Source organism: Marinibacterium profundimaris (genome assembly GCF_002210095.1).
In the GTDB taxonomy this organism is placed as follows: Bacteria; Pseudomonadota; Alphaproteobacteria; order Rhodobacterales; family Rhodobacteraceae; genus Marinibacterium; species Marinibacterium profundimaris.
This window is the reverse complement of the sequence record NZ_AQQR01000009.1, coordinates 130,356-148,218: the sequence shown is the minus strand read 5'-3', so window position 1 is coordinate 148,218 and position 17,863 is coordinate 130,356. Positions and strand designations below refer to the sequence as shown.

The 17,863-nt window shown below is 56.1% G+C and carries 13 protein-coding genes; 8 read left to right on the top strand and 5 right to left on the bottom strand.

The genetic code is table 11. From position 1 onward, the window contains the following. The first annotated feature begins 144 nt into the window (after positions 1 to 144). The 8 genes from ATO3_RS18970 to ATO3_RS18935 all read left to right on the top strand — a co-directional run bounded on the left by ATO3_RS18970 (position 145) and on the right by ATO3_RS18935 (position 11,085). Positions 145 to 1,341 (top strand): polysaccharide pyruvyl transferase family protein, encoded by a 1,197-nt coding sequence (locus ATO3_RS18970; protein ID WP_158218021.1) that lies wholly within the window; start codon positions 145 to 147, stop codon positions 1,339 to 1,341. Next, complete coding sequence (locus ATO3_RS18965; protein ID WP_158218020.1) at positions 1,334 to 2,377, top strand: FAD-binding protein; 1,044 nt, start codon at positions 1,334 to 1,336, stop codon at positions 2,375 to 2,377. The genes ATO3_RS18970 and ATO3_RS18965 overlap by 8 nt, the downstream gene beginning before the upstream one ends. Before the next feature lie 4 nt (positions 2,378 to 2,381). Beyond that, positions 2,382 to 2,981, top strand: a complete 600-nt coding sequence (locus ATO3_RS18960) for an LbetaH domain-containing protein (protein WP_143747307.1) — start codon at positions 2,382 to 2,384, stop codon at positions 2,979 to 2,981. Beyond that, positions 2,978 to 3,889 carry a glycosyltransferase family 2 protein gene (locus ATO3_RS18955; RefSeq protein WP_088651470.1) on the top strand — a complete coding sequence of 304 codons (912 nt, stop codon included), beginning with the start codon at positions 2,978 to 2,980 and terminating at the stop codon, positions 3,887 to 3,889. Before ATO3_RS18960 ends, ATO3_RS18955 begins: the two co-directional genes overlap by 4 nt. Before the next feature lie 379 nt (positions 3,890 to 4,268). Next, positions 4,269 to 5,549 (top strand): oligosaccharide repeat unit polymerase, encoded by a 1,281-nt coding sequence (locus tag ATO3_RS18950; RefSeq protein WP_158218019.1) that lies wholly within the window; start codon positions 4,269 to 4,271, stop codon positions 5,547 to 5,549. A gap of 375 nt (positions 5,550 to 5,924) precedes the next feature. Continuing rightward, positions 5,925 to 8,075 carry a polysaccharide biosynthesis tyrosine autokinase gene (locus ATO3_RS18945; protein WP_088651468.1) on the top strand — a complete coding sequence of 717 codons (2,151 nt, stop codon included), beginning with the start codon at positions 5,925 to 5,927 and terminating at the stop codon, positions 8,073 to 8,075. Between the two features lie 240 nt (positions 8,076 to 8,315). After that, a complete protein-coding gene (locus ATO3_RS18940; protein ID WP_158218018.1) occupies positions 8,316 to 9,530 on the top strand; it encodes a glycosyltransferase in 1,215 nt (404 codons plus the stop codon). 361 nt (positions 9,531 to 9,891) lie between these two features. Then, on the top strand, positions 9,892 to 11,085 hold the full coding sequence (locus tag ATO3_RS18935) for a glycosyltransferase (protein ID WP_088651466.1): 1,194 nt from the start codon (positions 9,892 to 9,894) through the stop codon (positions 11,083 to 11,085). 406 nt (positions 11,086 to 11,491) lie between these two features. Here the strand turns inward: ATO3_RS18935 and ATO3_RS28560 are convergent, their stop codons facing one another. The 5 genes from ATO3_RS28560 to ATO3_RS18915 form a co-directional block, all read right to left on the bottom strand. Further along, positions 11,492 to 11,716 carry a hypothetical protein gene (locus tag ATO3_RS28560; protein WP_143747306.1) on the bottom strand — a complete coding sequence of 75 codons (225 nt, stop codon included), beginning with the start codon at positions 11,714 to 11,716 and terminating at the stop codon, positions 11,492 to 11,494. Positions 11,717 to 12,321: 605 nt separating this feature from the next. Continuing rightward, complete coding sequence (locus ATO3_RS18930) at positions 12,322 to 13,623, bottom strand: lipopolysaccharide biosynthesis protein (RefSeq protein ID WP_088651465.1); 1,302 nt, start codon at positions 13,621 to 13,623, stop codon at positions 12,322 to 12,324. 17 nt (positions 13,624 to 13,640) lie between these two features. Beyond that, positions 13,641 to 15,056, bottom strand: coding sequence for a polysaccharide biosynthesis/export family protein (locus tag ATO3_RS18925; RefSeq protein ID WP_408630823.1), 1,416 nt, complete (start codon positions 15,054 to 15,056; stop codon positions 13,641 to 13,643). Beyond that, on the bottom strand, positions 15,053 to 15,688 hold the full coding sequence (locus ATO3_RS18920; protein ID WP_088651464.1) for a YjbF family lipoprotein: 636 nt from the start codon (positions 15,686 to 15,688) through the stop codon (positions 15,053 to 15,055). Before ATO3_RS18920 ends, ATO3_RS18925 begins: the two co-directional genes overlap by 4 nt. Further along, on the bottom strand, positions 15,685 to 17,682 hold the full coding sequence (locus ATO3_RS18915) for a YjbH domain-containing protein (RefSeq protein ID WP_233152223.1): 1,998 nt from the start codon (positions 17,680 to 17,682) through the stop codon (positions 15,685 to 15,687). The genes ATO3_RS18920 and ATO3_RS18915 overlap by 4 nt, the downstream gene beginning before the upstream one ends. Between the last annotated feature and the right edge of the window lie 181 nt (positions 17,683 to 17,863).

The following is a 17,863-nucleotide window of genomic DNA, read 5'->3' as shown; positions in this document are numbered from 1 at the left end:
GGCTGACGGGCACCACCTGTCCCGAGTGTCCGGGGATATCATCGATCTGCTCGCGAAGAGCATCAAGGACATCTGCCCATGCTTCCAACAGACTGCCACGCAGATCCGGAGAAAAGCCCGATGACAACCCTCCGGCGCCCACGCGTGGGGATTCTCACCTACCATTTCAGCGAGAACTTCGGAGCCCTGATGCAAGCGTATGGTCTTCAGACCTGGCTGCGCGAGCAGGGCTGCGATGCCGAATTCATAAACTATCATCCGTCGCACGTGGAGGAAGGTGGCAGCTTCTGGGGCAACCTCGTGCGCGGGAAGGCCAAGGGGGCGGCCAAGGTGGCGTTCCTCAGGTTTGCAGCCGTGAAGAGACGGATAAAAGGAGAGGCGGACCACACCGAAGTCTTCCTGGATTTCCAGCGTGACGTTCTGGGCGTCCATGGACCGGCCTTGCCGGATGGACCTGCCGTCGATGCCTGGCTTGCCGGTCCGGAAGGGCGGTTCGATATGCTGGTGTGTGGCAGCGACCAGATATGGGCGCCGTCGGATCAGTTTGGGGTCGACCCTGTATACTACCTTCGCTTTCCCGGCGGGGCACAGGGCGCGCGGCGCATCTCGTATGCGCCGAGTTTCGGGCGCGCCAAGCTGGACAAGACCTATGCCGCCGAAGTGAAGAGCGATCTGGAAAGGCTGGACGGGGTCTCTGTCCGAGAGCAGAGCGGTGTCGATATTGTTCGCGAGATTACCGGACGTGATGCGGCATGCGTTCCCGACCCGACGATCCTGCTCGGCGATTTCTCGGGGCTGGTGTCGCAGGCAAAGACGACTCCAGCCGATGGACATGTCTTCTGTTACGCGCTCAGAACCGGTCAACGTATCCGGGACGTTGCGATGCTTGCCGGTGAACAGACCGGCGGGGCCGTGCTGTCGCCCTACAATGTCCACCGCCGTTGGCCCGAAATTGGCGAAACGATCACCCCAACGCCGGCCGAATGGGTGGCCTACGCGCAGAAGGCGGCCTTCATCGTTACGAACTCGTTTCACGGCACCGTTTTCGCGATCCTCTTCCGCAAACCCTTTCTGACCGTCGGCCTGCCCGGCAAAAGAGCGGGGCTGAACGAGCGCTCGAAGAACCTGCTGAGCACCTTGGGGCTGATGGACCGCTTCATACCCGAGGACCTCGACGAGGCCGGAATCCGCGCGCGCATGGAAGCGCCAATCGACTGGGAGGCGGCGGGTCTGAAGCTCGCCGCGTTGCAAGAAGATGGGCGAAGCTATTTGCGCGGGCAGTTGGAGCAGTTGCGTTTTTTCTCAGAACGTCATGCCATGGAGGTTGTGTCCCATGCTTGAAGGGCCCGTTGAGAACATAGTGAGTCAGGTTCCGGTTGATCTGGACGGTTTTTCTGCGGCTCTTGAGAGCGAGGGGATCGTGGTCGAACATAACGTCGCCCTGGCTTCGCGCACGTACCTCCGCACCGGCGGGACAGCGCAGTTGATCCTACACCCCACCACCGTAGACGAACTTGCGCTGTGTATCGCGCGTCTGCATTCTTCTGGCCAAGCCTACAAACTCATTGGAAACACAAGTAACCTGCTGTTTCGCGACGAGGCCAGCTATGCTGTTCTGGTCTCAACCATGCGGTTGGATTGCATCGAGTATGATGCAGCCAACGGTAACATCGTAGCAGAGTGCGGCGTGATGATGCCTGATCTGTCGCGTGTCGCACTTTGGAACAATATCGAAGGTTTTGAAGGACTCGAGGGCATCCCTGGCACAATTGGTGGCGGGATTTTCATGAATGCCGGCGCTTACGGGACAGAGCTGAAGGATAAACTGGAAAGTGCGATAGTCATTCGCTCCGATGGTCGTGTCCAGGAAATCGATGGGACCGAGTTGGGTTTGACGCACCGCGCTTCCGCACTTCGACGTGGAGAATTTGACGGGATCGTTGCCAAATGCACCTTCCGCGCCGAGCCGGGTGACCCACAAGAGATCTTCCACAAGATGGAGGTATTTCACGCCAAGCGCCATAAATACCAGGACTTCATGTACCCAAATTTGGGCAGCATTTACTCTGGCTCCCCTTACCGGGTATTGGCGCGCAAGGATTTGAAATTCAAGATACTATCCGCCCTGTTTCTGTTGTTTCGTTACGAATACAAGGTCTTTCACCGTGAAAGCCCACTGAACCGAAAGTGGTTGAACGACCTGCTCCTTGAGCGCTTTGACTTCGAATATGAAAGACAACCATTTTCAGACAAGACTTTGAACTGCCTTGTGAACCGAGGCCAGGGAACGGACGAAATGATCCGCTTCATAAATCAAATGGAAGCGATGGTCGGTGACAGCATCCCGCTCGAGAATGAAATCGTAGAAGGGTTTTGAATGCATGGCTGAACGTCTCTACGTTGATGAGATGTCGAGGTCGCTAAAGTTTCGGCGCCTGGTATGGCAGATTGTCTACTCGCTGCTGTTCCGCCCGACCCCACGCTTCGCTATGGAGCGTTGGCGGCAATTCCTCCTGCGTACCTTCGGAGCTGAGATTGGCAAGGGTAGCCGCATCGCACCCAGCTGTTTCGTCTGGGCGCCGTGGAACCTGAAGATGGGTGTCTATGCTTGCCTCGCTGACGGGGTAGATTGCTACACCCAGGCCGAAATTGTCATGGGGGACTATTCCACTGTGAGCCAGCGTGCTTTTTTGTGCACGGCCAGCCACTCCATCAGAACCTTGGAGAGGCCGCTGTTTTCCAGACCGATCTGCATTGAGCCCCATTCGTGGGTCTGTGCCGAAGCTTTTGTCGGCCCGGGCGTGACAGTTGGCGAGGGAGCGGTCGTCGGAGCACGCAGCGTACTGTTCAGCGACGCCGCACCGTTCACCGTCTATCAGGGCAACCCGGCAATCGCGATCAAGAAGCGCCCTGGCTTTGACGTTGAAGAACCGGCTTCGGCACATCAGCCTTCAATTGTGCCAAGCAGCGGTGCAGCATGATCACAGCCGTCATCCTCACCTACAACGAGGAACAGCATATAGGGCGTTGTATAGAGAGCGTGCGGCCGGTGGCTGAGCGCATTCTGGTAATCGACAGCTTCTCCAGCGATCAAACGGTCGAGATTGCGCAATCTCTTGGTGCCGAAGTTCTCCAGAACACCTTCGTCAATCACGCAATCCAATTCCAATGGGCCCTGGACCAGGTCGATATCAGCTCTCCGTGGACCCTTCGTATCGACGCGGACGAAATAATCGAACCGGGCTTGCAACAGGCCATTCGCAATTTCACGACCGACCCTGGCGACATCAATGCAGTCTACTTGCGCCGAAAAATAACCTTCCTGAGCCAGCCCATTACCCATGGCTTCTTTTATCCCGGGCTGATCCTGCGCCTCTGGCGTACGGGCCAGGGGCGCATGGAGCAGCGCTGGATGGACGAGCACATCGTTGTGGAGAACGCCCGGACCACCACGCTGGAAGGCGGTGATTTGGTCGACGATAACCTGAATGACCTGGCCTGGTGGACGGCCAAGCACGTCGGATATGCAAGGCGCGAGGCATATGAGATCATCGCCACCAGAGAACGCGCCCGCCAGGAAGACACGTCCAACCTCTCGGGCCAGGCAAAACGCAAGCGATTCCTAAAGGAACAGGTCTACGGCCGTCTTCCAGCTTCCATGCGTGGCGGGATGTACTTCTTCTACCGCTATATCCTGGGTAGAGGGTTTCTGGACGGAAAAGCTGGCTTCTTCTTTCACTTCCTCCAGGCCTACTGGTATCGAACCTTGGTGGATGCTTCGCTCTACGAGATGGAGCAGGCAGCGGCCTTGGAAGGCGTCGGCTCATACGAATACCTTACACGCCGTGGGGTTTTTGAAGCAAAAATACCAAAAGGCATTGCTGGATAATGGCAAATATGCCGTCCGGCTAAAGAGAATCAGAACTACATCACGGATGCGATTTAGAGCCAAAATGGTGGTGACTCGGAAGTTTAAGCGCAAGACCGATGGTAAGCAAAGCAAGCGACTTCTGGCCAATAATGTCATCGCCGTAATGCCTTTAGGTGGCTGAAGCTGAAAAAAACCGAAGCCATTTGCGACTTGGCGCGCCGAAAGCACATGCCCCAATGCTCACTAATTGCGCAATTCCGTGGAAGTTTTGTGTACTGGATTGCACCCAGAATCATATGTCCTATCACTCCGTGATAGAGTGCCCCAACGACAAGGCGCATTAATTATGCAGAGAGCGGTCCTCCAAATTTCCCTCCTGGTCTTTGGAATGGTTTACATGCGCACTGAGTCCACCTTGGTCCTGGTACTGCCCGTGTGGTTGATAACATTGTTGGCATCATCGAGAAGCAATAAAGAAGACTTTGATGTTGTTGATATGTTTTGGCTCCTAAACACTCTGTCTTTCGTGGTTGCTCCATTGGTGACAATATATGAGCCTGAAGGCTCTCAGATTTTCTCAACCGGCGCAATAGTACCGCTAAATTTTGGGCATAGTCTGACTTACCGTCAAGATCAGATTTTTGAACTCTATTTTCTAATATTTATGGTAACCGTAATAAATGCGGTTGTCCTACCAAAGCACGCCACTCCAAAATCAACCAGAGATTTTTCAATAAGGTATACAACGCTTTCGCTCATTGTCATCTTTATAGTGGCCGTGCTTGTCGAGATCGCCATGCGCGGAGGGATCGCGAATACACTTGCGGCCCGAAGAGAAAAGGTGGACGCCGCCGGCGGCATCTTTCTAATATTCTCTCGGTCTTTCACGCTAGCGTGTTCAATGTTCCTCGCTGCAAAATTAACGGAAGAGCGATCTTGGCTAAGGTGGGTTGGATATATAGTGTTGTTCTCACTTCTCCTCGTATTGTACAATCCCTTCAATTCGGCACGCTTTGTGCTGCTTCAAGCTCTCCTTCCTCCCCTGCTGATCACCTTTACCAGAATCCTGTCGTTCCGGTTCTTTTGCATTTCTGTGATTGCGGGATCCATGGTTGTCATGCCTATTCTGAGTGCCACGACCAGAGCCGGTACCGACGCAGACCTCGCAAGTGTAGAAATTTCACCGGAGTTTTTCTTGGGGTATTTGGACCAGCACAAGGTTCTTTTACATCTAATAGATATGGTGGAGCGCAATGGACTAGAATGGGGCAGCAGCACATTATCGGTTCTTCTATTTTTCGTTCCAAGAGCAATTTGGCCGGATAAACCGCTTGTATTGGGGCTGGAGGTTGGCAATGAACTTTACGGTTATGGGTTCGTCGGAACCGCAAATCTTTCCGGCCCAATATTTGGAGATTTCTACTACGACTTCGGTATTCCTGGCGTGTTACTTGGATCCGTAGCTCTGGCAATCATTGTGCGGCAGCTGCTTGCGCGAAGCGCAACCATTTCTGGAGTGCCGGTTTTCGGTTACTTTGCAATTGCAGCCCTGCCAATTCTATTTAGGGGCACGGTCGGAGCCGTTATCCCGAGCGCATTCTTTACGTTCTTGTTCTTGATTGGCCTAATAGTTGTTCAGGAGAAGCTAAGCCGTTCGGCGCGAAATTTATCACTATGATTTTGGGGATCGCGACACGTGTGGCGCAGCAGGCAAATGCAAGAGAGGCGAACGGCCAAGGCTCAGATGTTCGGAGCCTGCGAAATGCAGTTCACTCGCCTGGCTGGGAGATGGCAAGCGTCAGGTCCTCATCCCAATTGGTCAACTGGAGAACGGGGTAGAACGCTTGCTGCCGCGAACCCGAGCAAGGTAACATAAGTCTACTAAGTCTTGATATTCGCTTAATTTTTGAGCGCTGGACGGGTGCCGTAGGTGGTGCTCCGCGCGCCTTGAAGTACGCTACTGTGCTCAACCAGTTACTGTGTTACGTGTGAGTTGAATTCGAACTGAACTTGCAAGTTCAGCCCCCGAAACCCCTTCGGAACTACGATCACCATGACAAACCTCCCGAACAACCGACATTTTTCTGATTCGTCCAATTCCACCGTTGCTGCGGACAAGTCGGACGATGTCGTCGATCTTAGCGCGCTTGCCGCCATTTTATGGCGGGGAAAGTTCCTGATCGCTTTGGTCATGGGGCTATTTACGCTTGCTGCTGGCTATTATTCGTATGTTCTTGCGACGCCGACATACACCTCTGCTTCCGTCGTCATCCTGGAAACGGAAGGCGAGAGGGTCGTCGACCTTCAAAGCGTCGTCGGTGGACTTTCGGGGGACGCGGTTGCGGTCAATTCCGAAGTGGAGGTTCTGAAGTCCAGGAGTCTCATGGGCAAAGTTGTCGACAGGATGAACCTGATCGATGATCCCGAATTCAACGCGGCACTGCGCGACCCTTCCCAGATCCGCAAAATCAAAGATTACGTCAAACAGCAACTGGGAATGGTGGGTCGGCCTAGCGAAATTTCGGACAGTGAATCGGACCGACAGACCCGCGACAGGGTTATAACCCGGCTGATTTCGGCCGTTTCAATTCGCAATGTTCCCAACACGCTGGTTCTGCGGATCGAGGTCGAAACAGAAAACGCGAAGAAGTCCGCCGAGATTGCTGACATAATCGCTGAGCTTTATGTTCTGGACCAGCTGGAGGTGAAATTCGAAGCCACCGAGCAGGCGACAAACTGGCTGACAGAGCGGGTTTCGGATTTGCAGGCCGAGTTGGAGCAGCGCGAAAGCGAATTGGCGGAATTCAGCTCTTCCACTGATCTTGTTTCGGCTGACGCACTGGAGTTCCAGGAGGTTCAGCTTAAGGATATCCGTGATCGGATAGTCAATTCTGAAGAGAACATCCGCTCCTTGGAGCAAAGGTACGAGAACCTGAGCACAGCGACCAGCCCTGAAGAGATTGTCACGTTGTCTGGGGATCCTCAACTTCGTCGCTTGCTACCTCAGGTCGAGAGTGATGAGGAAGCCGCTGCGGCATTCGAAGAAAGGGTCGAATTCGTCCTGTCCAGAACACAGACGGATATCCTCAGAAGTCGTCAGCAGCTTGAGGCGTTGATTGGTTCGCAGGCGGACATGAGCGATCAACTTGCATCGCAGAGTCAAGATTTGATCAGACTCCAGCAATTAACTCGTGAAACCGAGGCGACCAGGGCGCTTTACGAATACTTTCTGACGCGCCTCAAGGAGACCGCGGCGCAACACGGAATCCAAGAGGCCGATAGCCGAATACTGTCGCAATCGGTGGTGCCTGGTGCGCCCGCGACTCCGCGGAAATCTTTGATACTGGCAGTGGCAATCTCCCTTGGTTTCCTGGTGGGGTCGTCCTTGGTCCTTTTGAATGAGGCTTTAAAAAAGGGTTTCCGGACGGCCCGTGACTTGGAGGCGTTCACCGGGTATTCGGTCTTGGGGCAAATTCCCCAAATCCCTGTCAGGGGTCGCAGGCATACTTTGACTTATCTCAATGAGAAGCCTTCCTCCGAGGCTGCTGAAGCGATCCGAAACCTTCGGACTTCGGTGCTGCTCTCAAATGTTGATAACCCTCCAAAAATCATTATTTCCACATCCGCAGTTCCGGGTGAAGGAAAGACCACAAATATCCTCGCTCTCGCCAACAATCTTTCTGGTTTGGGCAAAAAAGTTCTTTTGATCGAGGGGGATATTCGTCGACGAACCTTCAACCAGTATTTCGACAGTTCGCCTAGCGGCGGTCTTGTGTCGGTTATTGCCGGGCACAAAACACTGAATGAGGTTTTGCATCACGACGACGCTTTCGGAGCTGATGTACTTCTCGGTGAAAAGACCAGCACGAATGCGGCTGATCTGTTTGCTTCGGAGAGATTCAAGCAGTTCCTCAAAACCGTTCGCCAAGAGTACGATGTGGTCTTGATCGATACTCCGCCAGTGCTTGTGGTGCCTGACGCTCGTATTATCGCGCAGCAAGCCGATGCTGTACTCTTCACGGTAAGGTGGGACAGTACTTCGCAGCAGCAAGTGGAAGAGTCTCTGCGTATCTTCCACAATTCAAAACAAAGAATAACGGGACTAATCCTCTCACAGATCAATCCCAAACGGATGAAAGCTTATGGGTACGGAGGCAAATATGGTGCGTACGCAGGGTACGGTTCAAAGTACTATGTGAATTGAAATGAAGGCCCCTTTTGCTTCAACCGATGTACTGGTTCTCTGATGTGATCTCGAACGAAGTTTGCTTTAGGGCGGGGGAATTTGCCCTAGCATTTGATCGTTGCTCGAGATCTCTACAATTCCAGATGTCGTCAATCTGCTTTCAGGTGAAGGCTGGAATAGAACCGTGGATGCTTGAATGTTGAGAATTGTCCTGAACACCGTGGCGTCCGATTTGTTTAGAGCATGGCGGAGACGAAAATGAACCGGGCTCTGGTACTAATGTGGGATAACTTTGGTCCACTCCATCAAGACCGAACGCGTGCTGTGACTTCAGCTTTTTCCGATGAACGGCAAGTCACTGGGCTTGAACTGTGCTCAAAGAGCGACTCCTACGATTGGGAAGGTTTCGACGATTCCGGTTTTGACAAGCTGACTTTGTTTCCAGGACGGGATCTTCGAAGCTTAGGCACGGTCGAGTTGTTCCGCGAGCTTGTTGGTGCGGCTAGGAAATTGGGTCGCGGCGACTATTTTCTTTGTCACTGGAACGTCAAGGCGGTCTTCCTCTTTTCGTTGTGGCTGCGCATGACTGGCTCGAAAGTCTACACCATGGGCTGCTCCAAGTTCGACGACAAGCCGCGCTTGGCCCTGAAGGAGGCCATGAAGAGCCTGATGTTCCTTCCATACAATGGGGGGATAGCTTCGGGTTCACGATCGATCGATTATTTTCGTTTTCTGGGCATACCTGCCGAGAAAATCGCTGGCGAGTACAACACCGTTTCGATCGAACGGATCAGGCATTTATCAGGGTTGGAGAGCGCGCCCGGAGGCACTCCGTTCGAAGCCCGAGATTTCATATGCGTGGCTCGCCTTGTGCCCAAGAAGAACCACGCGATGCTACTGGCTGCCTACAGGCGTTATTGTGAACTGGTTTCTCAGGTTGGCGACAGGCCGCGACGCCTCGTGCTGTGTGGTTCCGGCCCGCTCGAGGAGACTTTGAAACAGCAGGCTCTGGATCTCGGAATAGCCGATCGGGTGACTTTTACTGGTTTCGTTCAGACCGAGGAAATTTCGAAATACCTGGGTCGTTCTCTGGCTCTGTTGTTGCCAAGCATCGAAGAGCAGTTCGGAAACGTCGTCCCGGAGGCGCAGGCGGCCGGACTTCCCGTTCTCCTGTCGGACAATTGCGGAGCGCGTGACCTATTGGTGCGCACTGCAGTGAACGGTTTCATTGTCGAGCCTGACAATCCGGAGGGCCTCGCTTTCCACATGGCGTTGCTTTCCAGGGATGAGGATCTGTGGAAGCGTATGGCGACGGCTGCATCGGCTTCGGCAGCTGGCGGCGACGTTACAGAACTTTGCAGGGCCATACAGAAGCTGACCGGAACACAGGCAGACTTGCCGCCGCTGCCAGCCATCGCGGGAAGTGCGTCTGCATTTGCCGACACGTTGAGCGTTTCGCACGTAGCGCAGTGAAATTAACCCATTGTCCTGATCGGGTGAAACGGGGCGCAAGCGGATTTGAAGAGATTGTCGCCAGATAAGGGGCCGGGCCAATCAGGGCCAGGCGAGCGCTGGGTCTTGAGCAAGGTAAGTGGCAAATGATGCTGATATCAGCCAAAAGATCGAAAACTCCGGCGAGAGGTGCATCCTTACTATCGTCTCTCGCTGTCACTTTGGCGATCCGTGGGGGCGCTAGAGGATTTGGGCATATCTGCGTGTTGCGAGCCGGGTCACTGGTGGATGACGGCCGCTTTAAAAAGGCCCCTGCGGGGAAATTGGATAACGCCGTCTGCGAACTGGGACACATGAGCAGCCTAACCAAGAACGAGGCAATATGAAGATTCTTCACCTTCTCGCATCGGTCCGACCTGAGAGCGGCGGGCCGGTTGAATACGCCCGGGTCATGGCCGAAGAACATCAAAAGGCCGGGCACGAAAGTGCCTTTGTCACGTTAGACCCGCCAGATGCGGCCTTCATCTCGGATTTCGGTTTTCAGGTGCACGGCGCGGGACCGCGTGGCAAGGGTGGTTATACGCCGCGCTTCAATGGCGAGGTTGCAAGATTGGCGCCGGATTTCGACGCCGCCGTGGTGCACGGGCTTTGGAACCACGCCACCGTCGGTGGCACCCGCGCGATGGAGGCCGCTGGCCTGCCTTGGGTCATATTCAGCCATGGTATGCTGGATCCGTACTTTCGTAAGATCAAACCTGCCAAGCATTTGGTAAAGCAGGGGTTTTGGACCCTGTTCCAGGGCCGGGCGCTGTCACGCGCACACGCCGTTCTCTTTACGTGCGAGGAAGAGCGCCTGCTTGCACAGAACGCCTTTGCTGGACATCAGGACTATAATGCCCGTGTGGTTGCCTTCTGCGCTTCGCAGATGGGGACGGGGGCTGATGCGGGCCAGGATGACTTTCTGCGACAGCTTCCGGCGCTCTCAGGGCGCGACTACTTTCTCTATCTAAGCCGGATCCATCCCAAGAAGGCCTGCGACCAGCTGATCGAGGCATTCGCTGCCGTTGCCCAGATGGATCCGGGTCTCGATCTGGTGATGGCCGGGCCGGATCAGTTGGGTTGGGTCCCCGAACTCAAGGCCCTGGCCGAACAGCTTGGGGTCGCCGACCGGGTGCATTGGCCGGGTATGGTGAAAGGCGCGGCAAGGGAAGCCGCGTATTCCGGGGCGCGCGCTTTTGTGCTGCCGAGCCATCAGGAGAACTTCGGCCTGGTCGTGGCCGAGGCACTTTCGGTCGGCAAGCCGGTGCTTATATCAACCGAAGTCAATATCTGGCGCGAGGTTGTCGCTGCCGGCGCTGGCCTGGCGGTGCCTGATACCACGGCTGATACCACCAGAATGCTAAGCGATTTCCTGTCACGCGGCGAGGACGAGATTGCTGCCATGAGCCGCGCCGCTCGAACCTGTTACGAAAACCACTTTTCTGTACCGCAGGCGGCAGCTGACCTGGAGGCCATTCTTCTCGAAGCTGCGAATGTCACGCCTGTGCGTGCTTGTCCTGAACCCGAAAAACAATAAGGGCCAGACGACTGATCCCGTCGCTCAAGCGCGTTTACGCGACCTGCAGCGCTACACTAGGCTGAAGCTGAAAAGGAGCAGTGCGTGCATCGCCACCGCTTCGAGAGCTTCCAACACGCGATGCTCGTCATCGGCGATTGGGACGCATTTTGCAAAAACCGCCGGGCCAATCAGGCGCTTGCCAGGGGGACGCCTTCAGAATCATTCAGTTTAGCGGCTTAACCTGAGCAGGTTCCGTTCGGTCGATAGAATATCTTAAACGAAGGAAGACGTCCGGGCACAAGGCCCGGACGCCCGACTTTCGTGTTTCACTCGCAGCAAAGCTTACTTCGTCGCGCGTCGTGCTGGGGGTTCGCCGTTGGCTTTTCTCAGGCGCGATGCCCGGAATGAAGCCAGGCGGCGCAACTCAGCCGTTCGTCGTTCCGACGGTGCTGGTCGTCGTCGTACTTCCGGCGCCACCGGTTGCGGCCGCTGCGGCACCCGTCAGAGACGGACCGACCATCGACGGAATAATAGGGGAAACACTGTCTACATTTGACAGCGAGGTGCCGATCGTCTGCGCCCCTGCCTGAACAGATGCCAATGCCAAAATCGCCGCTGCAGCCGACGCGATACGGAACTTGCTCGTCATGGTACCTACTCCAAAAAACACTTTCACGGGTTTTAATAGCACCCTGTTCGTTGCGGCGAAACACCATTGGTTGAATTTGCGCGGAAAACGGGTGACAACAGGCCTACGACACTCATATCTTCAGTGCTGTCCCCAATTGATCGCCAAATTTAACGGATGAATGCCTATAATCCCAGCGCATTCAGAACGTGCAACCGGCATGCTCGATTCTCTTGCACGCAAGGGACCAGCGCGTGACCTGAACCTGGATCGCGGACGCTGCGGTGTGCCACACACACGCTTAACCCTTTTCAGGTGTACCCGGACAATAGGCTGTCATGGCTGCCTTGGGTCAGCGTAAGAGCAGCCCGCTATTTCGCATGTGATGCGATGGAACGACATTCTGGCTCAAGTACCCTCAAGCGCCTGATATCAACGGACTAGAAAACTAGTTGAGGAGATCATGCGAGGTCACAAGGCCAACCTTGTCACGCAGGAAAGCGCGGAACGCTAAGACCGGGTTCAAGTGGAGTGCCAGATGCTACGATCTTCAGGAATATGTCACCAAATGAAATGTTCCAAGGCGTTCCATTAAATTCTGACCGAGAAATTAGGTCACGCCCCGGCTATTGCCGGTCCTTGAGATTGACGACGTATAGAAGAATTGCGTCGGACAAGATCATTGCCAGATACACGAGCAACAAGTCTTCCGAAGAAACAAAGGGAACCAATGCCACGATCAAATACAGCATCAGGGCAATGTGCGCGAATTCTCCTTGCCGGTTCAGAGCAATCAACCGAGTTCCGACTATAGTCCAGCTGCCGGAAAGCGCCGCCGCAAGGCCAAGCATGAGGAAATCAAGGTGACCGGCGTTCATTTCTCCATGTGACATGTAGTCTATCAGCGTGGGTCCCAGAATTCCCAGCAAGACGAAAGATGGGATCAAAACACCCAGCCCGAATCTAAGGTTCCAGTAGGTGAGTTGCTTGGTTAATTTCGGGTCGTTCTGGGATTGAGAGCGCGTGAGCTCCGGCAAGCTCGCACGGACCAGCAAACCGGAGAATTGCAGCGGAATTCGCGTCAGCATACGGCAGGTCGCAAATATGGCGGCATATCCCGGGCCCAATGCCCAGCCTATCGTCAGCACCACGCCCTGTAGTGCAAAGGAATTTGCAAGCGTCAAGGTCAATGCGCCCAAGGACGGACGAAACAACCTTTTAAGGGTGGCCTTGTCAAAATGTTTCGTGCCGACAGTTGCCCATGGTTCGTAAAAGTGCCGTGTTTTCATGTAGGCAAGCGCGCAGACCAACCGCCCGACAAACTGAACGGCGGCAGCAACTACAATCCCGTGACCCAAAATTACCGAGAACAGGACGCACATGGAGACAATGAAATTCGACAGGTCCATCAAGATGGTTCCGAGGGCATACTTGTGGGTTGCCTGGAAAACGATCTTCTGAACTGTCATTTGAAGTGAAAGTGCGGCGGCACCTGTCACGAGACAAATTGCCCAAAACACTTCTGACTTGGTGAAGGGCTCGGCAAAAGTCGAGCCAGACAGATTAAGCCACAAAACTGCGGCCAGGAACACGACGGCCACGAAAATGGCACTGATGGATGTAATGAAAACCCAGGTTGTCTGCAGGGCTTTCAAAGCCGAGTCTTGATCGCCCTTGGCCACGGAACTCGTTAACTCAACGCCTCCGGCCATGGCAAAACCGAAATCGGATAGGGCGAGGTAGGTTGGGATCGTCGTGATCATCAACCACACGCCGAAACCTTCTACGCCCCATTTTGCCGTCATGACCGGGACGAACAGGAGCTGGACCAGAAGGACCCACACCTTTCCCAAGAAGTTTGCGCCGGCGCCACTCACAAGGCGCCGGCCCACCGATCCTTTCACCAGGGAGGACGGCAAGAATGTCATTCTGACCTGCCTTGCTGTTAGTTCAAAGCTGCGTTCAGCGGCGTCAGGATCAAAGATGGTACAATCTGGTTGACGGTGCGGCCCCATCTCGTGACCGGGTTCGGCGCTACGAAGACAATATCGTCGGGACGCAGCTCGAACTTGGCGGCAAGTGTCAGGTTCGACGCGTTCCTGGCATCCAGATGCCAGGCGGTAACTGCACCGAACTCCCTTGGATTCTGCGACGCACGCAGAACGTAAACCTGTGAAACGTCACCGGTCGCCCTGGTGATGCCCTGGCTCTCGCTGAAAATGGCATCTGCCAGGGACGCTTTGCGTTCGAACGGCAGCGAATAGCGTCCCTGCCGCTCCACCTCGCCGGACAAGTAAACATAATCTTGATTAACGGCATCCAGTTCCAGTCGGGTCTCGAAATTCGAACGCGCCTCATCCAGGTTGGCTCGTCTGAGGTCGATCTCGGTTTCCAACTCGTCCAGAGCCTGCGAGCGACCGCTCAGGCGCGCCTGCGTCAACTGGATCTGCTGGGCAAAGTAGCTTTCAGCACGGTCAAGCTGGAACTCGGTATCGACAAAGATCGAATCACCATCAACAAGCCGCGTTCGCTGTAGGCGCGCGTTTTCGTAGAGGTCTCCCAACGGGATCTGGTAGAGCGTCCCATCCCGATAGATCCGGACGGAGCTCATGTCGAGGTCCCCAACAGAGACAGAACCAGCTGCTGCAAGCGCCTCATCCAGATAAAGCGGAGTCAGAGTGATCGGCAAAACCGTCGGATTCCCGACTGCGCCACCAATCGACACCCGTCGCGAGTTGAACTCCGCGATTTCCAGGCTGAATGTCGGTTCGATATTTGCACCCACCAACCGTTGGAACAGGTCGGCCTCGGCCTCGTCGATCGTCAGCCCCGCAATCCGGACACGACCAACGTCGGGAATATTGATCGACCCATCGTCCTGAACAGTATACCCCTCGCGGCTGTTCTGCGCAGCCAGCAGACCTGACAGTTCAGCAACAGAACTTTGGGTCGTCGGTGTCGCCAGCAAGACAACGTCTCCGACGCCGATCGTATAGGGTCCCGGATTTACCGCTGGGGGCGGCCTAAGCTCAAGCTGACCGCGCTGCGCATCCTGTGTTGAAGGTGCCTCAGGCAGAAGCCCCAGGCCGCGGGGTGACGACCCGGCCCCATCCCCGGCGGTCATCGAGTAGATGGCGGGCAGAGTCTGCGGATTGTATGGTGACTTGTTCGCCTGGATCACCGTTTCACCGGTCATGGGCACCACCCGCACGACGGTTCCGTCATCGGCGCCCGGCACCACGCGCGAACTGCGGTAAATCGTCGAGCAGCTTGCCAGTCCAACAGTCAAAAGCGCCAGGGTTACAAGCCGAAACCCCTTCTGCGAGGCCGCTCTTGCCGCGGTTTTGTCACCTGTCATCATTTCGGAACCACTTGCATTGCCACCCTACCAAGGAAGTCGCCAGCCCATTGGCTCGACTGCACGATCTCGTTCGTTGCTGGGTTCAACCAGTACAGATTTTCGAATTCCTGATCCATAGAGTTGCAAGTCTCCGCCATCATTCGTGTGTTGATTGTTGCAGTTTCTAGCTGCACGACATCCTGCCCGCGGTTTTCAATGTCGCAGACGTAGGTTCGGATCTCGATCTCGTCGTTGCCGTCGAGGTAGGAGTGGAAACGGACGGACTGGCCTTCGGCACCCGACCGGACCATGGCCATGGGTTCCGACACGTCCGCCGCCATCAGGCCCTGCCCCAGCCCCCGCGTAGACTGGAGAAAGCCTGAACGCGTCGTGATGCTGCTGCCCTCAGACGTGAGCCAGGTCTCATATTCTCCGTTGCGAGCTTCGAGCACGATCAGCGACCCGGTGTCGAAATCCAGCAGGGCCATTTTGAGATACGTCGGATCGTTCTGCTGCAGCGCGGCAACACGGGGGTCGACCTCGCCGGGACCGAACAAGGCGGTGGTCGCAACGGCGAAATCGTCTGTCGTGTTCGTGCAGGCAAACAGAGCCGCGACACAGACAGGGGCAAGGAAGACTGCGGCCCGTTTCATCGGTAGTACCGCCCCCAACGCTGGACCATCCGCTGGGCCCGGTCGTCCCGCGTATATCCATAGAGCCTGTTGTTCACGTTGAGCCGCGCGCCGCCGTCCCGCAGCACCGGGCGGATCGTCTGCCCCACAGTCCGGCGCGAAGGCTGCCCGGTGAACCAGGAGAGCGGGATATCCAGCGTGATGCCCTTGTCGAACGCGCCTTCGCCGAATTCATCGAAGGGCACATCGGTCAGGGTAAAGAAGGCGCCGACCTTGAAGCCGTTGTTGAATTCGCGGCTCAGCGTAAAGGTCGCGCCCCAGTCGCCGGCGAGGTAGCGGCCGGCGTCGACCTGGGCGAGGTATTCGTTGCCCATGTCATAGTAGACCGAGGCATGTCCGGTCACGACGTCGTAATCCTGGAAGCCGAAGAGCATGTCGAAGTCGCGTTGAATGGCGTAGTTGGCCTCGATCCCGTAAGCGACCCGGCTGTCGACAGGATACCAGAGCGTTTCGACCGAAACACCGCCGTACATATCCTCGAGATAACCGGCGGTTACCCGCGCAAAGAGGTCTTCACCCGGGCGCCAGATGTATTCCCCTGTCAGGTAATTCAGCTGAAGGTTCGATTCCTTGGCATAAAGCGCCCAATCCGACCGCACACGCGGGAGCACGGAATCCGACCCCCTGGTCGAATCGTCCAGCGTGCTGATGAACGGGTAACGCAGCATGGTCGAAAAGGTCAGGCCGGGCGAGACCACGAGGTCGGCATTCGCCTGGGCGCCAAGCTCGTACCGGATCGGGGCGTCGGGGTCGAAGAACGAGAAGGCCGTGTAGGGACCGAAACGATAGCCCAGCTGCGGATAGAACCCGGCGACCGGCTGGTCGGTGTCCGGATAGGCATCTTCGATCTCGGCCCGCGCCAGGGCACGCCAGCTGCCGTCGACATCATGCTCCAGCTCGTAGAGGTCAGCGCGTTCGGTGGTCACCGTCGTGATGGGCACACCCTTGCGCAGGAGGGTCACGTTGAAGGTGCGGATCTGCGAGGGCAGCGTGTTAGCCAGGATGCGGTTGGTCCGACCGACCGCCTGGGCACTGGCGCCGAAACGCAGGTTCTCGATCCCGACGGTCACCGAGTTGCCGGAGACCTGGTAGCTTTCCAGCTCCATTCCCTCGGCCTGCAGCCTCTCGGACAAGGTCAGTTCGACCTGAGACTGGCTGGCCACAGACTCGCCCCAGTTGAAGCGGTCGACCCGCTCGACCGGCACCAGCGCCGCCGCCGCGCGTTCGAGACCCGGACCCCTGTCCGGCTTGGCCGGATTGAAACGGTAGGTGATCTGGGCGCCGATCTCGGAGCCATACATGTAATAGCCTGCCAGGCTGACGCCGTTCTTGAACCGATAGTTGAGGCCGAAGTTGAACGGGATGTTGACGTCCAGGCTCCCGGTTCCCGTCTCCTGCGGGTAGTCGTCCGAGGAGTATTCCGCAAGCAACGTCAGCTCATCTGTAACCGCCCATTTCACGCCACCGAAGAACGCTGCATCGCCCGTGAACCAGTTGCCCACATCCAGCCGGCCCGTTTCCTGGTCGTTGCCAAGATCACGGTTGCAGAAATGGTTATTGTCGAAACACAGCGGGTTGTGAAACCCGCCGTTGGTCGCCAGCCTGCCCCAGCCAAGCCCCCCGGTGACCGAGACCTGATCCCAGAATGTTTTCGTCGCCACCAGGTATTCACTGGAGTAGATGCCGGTACCGCCGACGTCGCGCAGACCGACCGCGATACCCGGGCGGCGCGCCGTTTCTTCCTGGATCTGGAAGTGGATATCGAAACTGCGGTCATAGATGTCTCCCGGCGCACCGGTATCACTTCTAATGAACGCATCATCCAAGATCGAATATCGAAACGTCCCGTACGCCATAGGCAGAAACTGGAACGCCATCGTATTCCGCCACGCCGGCCCGAACGCGCTGGCCGTGAACGTCAGTTCGCCGTTCGGCAAGACCTCGGCCGTCGGCATGTCGATGATGCCCGGCGTACCATACGTGCCAAGTGTCTGCGCCGCCGCCCAGATGGACGCCATGCTCAACCCACCCGCAGCCGCCAGCGTGACGTAGTAGCGGAATTTCAAACCTGCCTCGCGATTTCTGCTCGATCCGTCTTTAGCCAGGATCTGTAACGATTTCCCAGCTAAGGTACCC

What these genes read in the sequence shown, in the direction of transcription:
- ATO3_RS18965 (WP_158218020.1), top strand. Translation starts at nt 1,334, where the DNA reads ATGCTTGAAGGGCCCGTTGAGAACATAGTGAGTCAGGTTCCGGTTGAT.
- ATO3_RS18960 (WP_143747307.1), top strand. Translation starts at nt 2,382, where the DNA reads ATGGCTGAACGTCTCTACGTTGATGAGATGTCGAGGTCGCTAAAGTTT.
- ATO3_RS18955 (WP_088651470.1), top strand. Translation starts at nt 2,978, where the DNA reads ATGATCACAGCCGTCATCCTCACCTACAACGAGGAACAGCATATAGGG.
- ATO3_RS18950 (WP_158218019.1), top strand. Translation starts at nt 4,269, where the DNA reads ATGCGCACTGAGTCCACCTTGGTCCTGGTACTGCCCGTGTGGTTGATA.
- ATO3_RS18945 (WP_088651468.1), top strand. Translation starts at nt 5,925, where the DNA reads ATGACAAACCTCCCGAACAACCGACATTTTTCTGATTCGTCCAATTCC.
- ATO3_RS18940 (WP_158218018.1), top strand. Translation starts at nt 8,316, where the DNA reads ATGAACCGGGCTCTGGTACTAATGTGGGATAACTTTGGTCCACTCCAT.
- ATO3_RS18935 (WP_088651466.1), top strand. Translation starts at nt 9,892, where the DNA reads ATGAAGATTCTTCACCTTCTCGCATCGGTCCGACCTGAGAGCGGCGGG.
- ATO3_RS28560 (WP_143747306.1), bottom strand. Translation starts at nt 11,716, where the DNA reads ATGACGAGCAAGTTCCGTATCGCGTCGGCTGCAGCGGCGATTTTGGCA.
- ATO3_RS18930 (WP_088651465.1), bottom strand. Translation starts at nt 13,623, where the DNA reads ATGACATTCTTGCCGTCCTCCCTGGTGAAAGGATCGGTGGGCCGGCGC.
- ATO3_RS18925 (WP_408630823.1), bottom strand. Translation starts at nt 15,056, where the DNA reads ATGATGACAGGTGACAAAACCGCGGCAAGAGCGGCCTCGCAGAAGGGG.
- ATO3_RS18920 (WP_088651464.1), bottom strand. Translation starts at nt 15,688, where the DNA reads ATGAAACGGGCCGCAGTCTTCCTTGCCCCTGTCTGTGTCGCGGCTCTG.
- ATO3_RS18915 (WP_233152223.1), bottom strand. Translation starts at nt 17,682, where the DNA reads ATGCCGACGGCCGAGGTCTTGCCGAACGGCGAACTGACGTTCACGGCC.